General features: G+C 67.1%; 3 protein-coding genes and 2 pseudogenes. 2 read left to right on the top strand and 3 right to left on the bottom strand.

Annotated features, from left to right (window positions below; translation table 11 throughout):
- Positions 1 to 61 precede the first annotated feature (61 nt).
- Together ACOVRJ_RS22910 and ACOVRJ_RS22905 are read right to left on the bottom strand one after the other, a co-directional pair.
- Positions 62 to 1252, bottom strand: a complete 1191-nt coding sequence (locus tag ACOVRJ_RS22910; protein WP_422046133.1) for a hypothetical protein — start codon at positions 1250 to 1252, stop codon at positions 62 to 64.
- 37 nt (positions 1253 to 1289) lie between these two features.
- Positions 1290 to 1730, bottom strand: coding sequence for a DUF5360 family protein (locus tag ACOVRJ_RS22905; RefSeq protein ID WP_422046132.1), 441 nt, complete (start codon positions 1728 to 1730; stop codon positions 1290 to 1292).
- Positions 1731 to 1822: 92 nt separating this feature from the next.
- Here ACOVRJ_RS22905 and ACOVRJ_RS22900 point away from each other — a divergent pair, with 92 nt between their 5' ends.
- Positions 1823 to 2971, top strand: a complete 1149-nt coding sequence (locus ACOVRJ_RS22900; RefSeq protein ID WP_422046131.1) for an AraC family transcriptional regulator — start codon at positions 1823 to 1825, stop codon at positions 2969 to 2971.
- A gap of 18 nt (positions 2972 to 2989) precedes the next feature.
- Here ACOVRJ_RS22900 and ACOVRJ_RS22895 read toward each other — a convergent pair.
- Positions 2990 to 3130, bottom strand: a pseudogene (locus ACOVRJ_RS22895) (IS256 family transposase); the annotation flags it as partial.
- 579 nt (positions 3131 to 3709) lie between these two features.
- On the opposite strand from ACOVRJ_RS22895, the pseudogene ACOVRJ_RS22890 reads away from it, so the two are divergent.
- A pseudogene (locus ACOVRJ_RS22890) lies at positions 3710 to 3903 on the top strand (cyclic pyranopterin monophosphate synthase MoaC); the annotation flags it as partial.

Genomic DNA, 3903 nt, shown 5'->3' with positions numbered 1-3903 from the left:
CTAGGCTGTGCGCGCGCTCGACGTCTATGGTGGCCATCTCGTCTATCTCGCTTTCTCCAATTCAGATTCGGGGTGCCCACGCGCTGGCGGAGGTGGGAGCCGGGTGTCGCTGTGCCAGCGCGAGCAGGCCGGATGCGAACACGCTCAGGGCCAGCGTCGCCACGCCAACGCCAGCAAGGCCTGCGGTGCTGTCGATGAGCGCACCGCCCACCCAGGGGCCGGCCGCCATGCCCATGAGCGCGAGCCCCGAGGCCACGCCGGCGAGGCGACCGGCTGGATCGCGTTCGGCCGCGATGCGCATGACGCCCGGCAGGGCCAGGCAATACATGAAGTTGTAGGCCACCACGCCGGTGATGCCAGCTACGGGCGTGCGCCACGTGATCGTCCCGACCGCTGCCGCGGACATAGCGACGATGGACGCAAGCGCCAGATGCGTCTGACGGCTGTGGTGCCGCTGCGCGGTCAGGACCGAGACCAGCGCACCCGCCAGCCCCAAGACCAGCGCCGCCGCCAGCACGCCGCCGGCGGCGTCCGAGGCCACGCCACCCGCAATCAGCGCCTGCTCGGCATAGGGCCAGTAAATCCCCTGTGCAAAGTACCAGGCGAAGTTGCCAATCAGCACCGACCCGCCAGCGACGAGTGGCACAGCGGGCGCGATGCCGGTCTCTATCGAGGTCGACGCGACGGTCTCGGACCTGCGAGTTGGTTCGGGCTGCCCTGCAGCGCCAAAGAACAACAAGGGCAGGCAGGCGACGAAGCCCACCGCATAGCCCGCCAGGGTACCGCCTTGCGCAGCGCCGACGTCGGCCAACGCAGCCCACACACCGGTGGCAACGCCGCTCACCAGCGTCGCCCACGCGAAGGCGCGCCCTGGCTGATGCGCCTTTGCCAGTTGGGTAACCCCGGCCGCCAGGGCCAGTCCGTACGCGAGACCGGCAAGAGAGCGGCTGGCCAGCAAGGCGGGCACGCCCGACCCCATCAGCAGGGTCAGGAGCGCAGCCAATTGCAGGCCGAGCACAGCCCATGGCCAAGATCTGGAGAGTCGGGCCTCCGGCCTGAGCCCGGCACGGATCGATGCCACCATCGCACATGCCGCCAGGGCCGACAACTCGGTGGTGGCTACCAGGCCGGCTTCAGTGGCCGATAGACCGTCGCCCATGCGCAGACTTTGCACGATGATGGGCTGTACGGCCGCCGGCGCTGTGCCCACGGTCATCGCCCAACTGGCGGCCAGAAGGCGATTGCGGTTCATGCGCATCCGTGCGAGCCGGGAGTCCGTGCCTGCGGTGTCATGCCGGCCGGCGGGCAGTCTGCCCTTGCAGCACGCCCTGGTATGACACGAACAAGCGGGGCAAGAACCACAACGGCGGAAGCACGAGCAGGAGGTTCGCGGCCCACCACGCCATGTCGAAGTCGCGCGCAAAGGTCCAGTACGACAGCGCCATGAACCCGCTTGCAAAGGTGAGGGCCAGCGCCACCACGGACAACAGGTAGGCCAGTTCCAATCTGCCGCGGCGAGCGGCCGCCACTGCCGATAGACCACTCGCCGACAACAAGAGGTCGAGCGGCAGGAAGGACCAGTTCCACGCGACCACCTGCGGCACGTGATAGTCCTTGAAAGCCCAGTCGATTGGGATCAACCCAAGCGCCGTCACCGTCCAGTAGACAAGAAATCCGACGTCCACCAGGACCAGATAGGACGTCAGCGAGCGGGAGAGCAGTGGGGGCATGGCTTCTGGGCGCGGGCTGGGGGTTTCGCTTCCCTGGTGCCGCCCTTCGACGGCTGCACGAGGAGGGGATTCATGCGCTAGATCATCACTGCATGCAGGTCGAGCCGATGGATAATCTGCGGATGAAGAGTGGGTCCCGGCCGGCCAAGTTGTTGCACTCAGACGGCGCCGAGGCGCCAGATTGGTCGCAGCGCGCAACGATCACGCCCCTCGCACTGCGTGCGCTGCTGGCGGTGCTGCTGGAGCGCGGTGTCGATGTGGAACGGCTGTGCCTGGGTTCCGGAGTCACGCCGCACCAAATCAGTCAGCCGACGACGCTCGTCTCGCTGCGCCAGTGCTGCAGCCTGATCCGGCGCTCGCTGGCGGTCACTCGAGACCCGCAGCTCGGACTGGAAGTCGGCAAGCGCGAGTCGTTGACGGCGTGGGGGCTGGTCGGATTCGGGATGATGGCCTGCCCGACTGCGGAGTCCGCGCTCCACTACGCCCTGGCGCAACAGGCCAACGCCGGAGCCATGCTCGACTTCGAGTCTGCCACTTCGGGTCGCGAAACCTGGGTTCGGGCGAACATGCGCTTGGCGGCCCCCGACCTCGAGCCCTTCATGGTCGACGAGGCCTTCGCAAGCCAGCTGGTCGTAGCCCGTCAACTGCTTCAGGCACGGGTGCGGCCTGTGCGGGTGGAACTACGCCACTCGCGGCGCCAGCGTGGCGCCTACCTCGAGTTCTTCGACTGCTCCATGCATTTCGAAGCGGACTTCAACCGGATCGTGTACCCGTCACAGTTGTTGGCTCAGCCTATCGCGGAATATCACTTTGACGTCGCGTCGCACATCCATGCGCAGATCGAAAATGCTCTGCCTAAAGCGGAACCGCGGGACGAGCTGATCGAAAGTGTCCGGCGCGACCTGTCGGCCACGCCGGGTGAAGTCCCGAACATGGGGGAGGTTGCAAGTGGGTTGAACTTGTCGGAGCGAACGTTGCGCCGCAGTCTGGCGGCGCATGGCACGAGTTACTCGAGGCTGGCGGATGACCTCCGGCGTGAAGCCGTCCTGACGGCCTTGTATTCGGGGCAATCGCTCAGCGCGATCGCGACGCACCAGGGGTTTGCCGACTGGCGGGCATTGAAGCGTGCCTTCAAGCGGTGGACTGGCCAGACACCGCGCAGATGGCTTCTGACTCAGGCGAACGGCCGCGAGTCTGATGCCGTGAAGGCAACGGAGGGCCGCCCTGCCATTGAACCCTGAGCATGGCAGCCACTGGCAGTCGTCGTAGCCGGCGCCGCAGCGCCCCTCGACGTCGATCTCCATCAGGCGCTGGGCCATGAACTGCACCATCTGGCGCAGCACGTCGACGTCTTGGCCCTTCTCGGCCAGATCGGCCAGTGTCATCATGGGTGCGGTCATCGTGGATCTCCTTCTGATCCAGGTGGATGGGTCGCACCTCAACCTTATCCGGGACCACGATGGCCACCCCAGACGGGACGGCCGCCGACGCGCGGCAAGCCGCTACGGGTTATGCCCTACGGGCTCCACCCTTCTCGGCTTGCCGCGTACTGAAGGACTTACACCACTTCCTGGGACACGAGCCCTGTAGCCGCTTCCCTGCACTGCACGGGCCGCCACCGCGGCCGCGCGTGGGTGCGTTTGGGAATGCTGGGGTTGGCTTCGAGCCTGCTTTCAAGACACCTGGGGTTCAAGCCGGGTCAGGCTGCCCTGACCTCGTTCGGCTGGCGCGCCCTGGACGTTGAGGGCGGGCTGCAGTCCGGGACTGAGTGGAGTCGCCCGGGTCACCGGGCTTGCCTTCCGACATGCGGGTCGCTCCTGTGGAGGCCCAAGAGAACTGCGGCCGTCGGGGCGGCCGCAGATGGGCGCTGTTCGGCTCCCGGTTGAGAGCCGCTCCCGGACCCGGCAGCGACATCGACCTCCCGCTGGAGTTCAAGCCCGGTGGCGTTCCCGGACGGCTCGAACCGAGCGCCGTCGAGATTGAACGGGGGCAGTTGTTCCGCGCAGGTGGAGACGCTGGGCCGCACCGGCGTGGAGATGGAGGCGCTCACCGCCGTGCAGGTGGGCCTGCTCACCGTCTACGACATGTGCAAGGCCGTGGACCGCGGCATGGTCATGGGCGACATCCGCCTGCTGGAAAAGCGCGGCGGGAAGTCGGGGGATTGGGCCGTGGC

It is taken from the genome of Roseateles sp. (assembly GCF_049240545.1).
GTDB lineage: Bacteria > Pseudomonadota > Gammaproteobacteria > Burkholderiales > Burkholderiaceae_C > Paucibacter_A.
The sequence above is the reverse complement of the archived record's forward strand: the minus strand, read 5'-3'. Positions and strand labels throughout refer to the sequence as shown.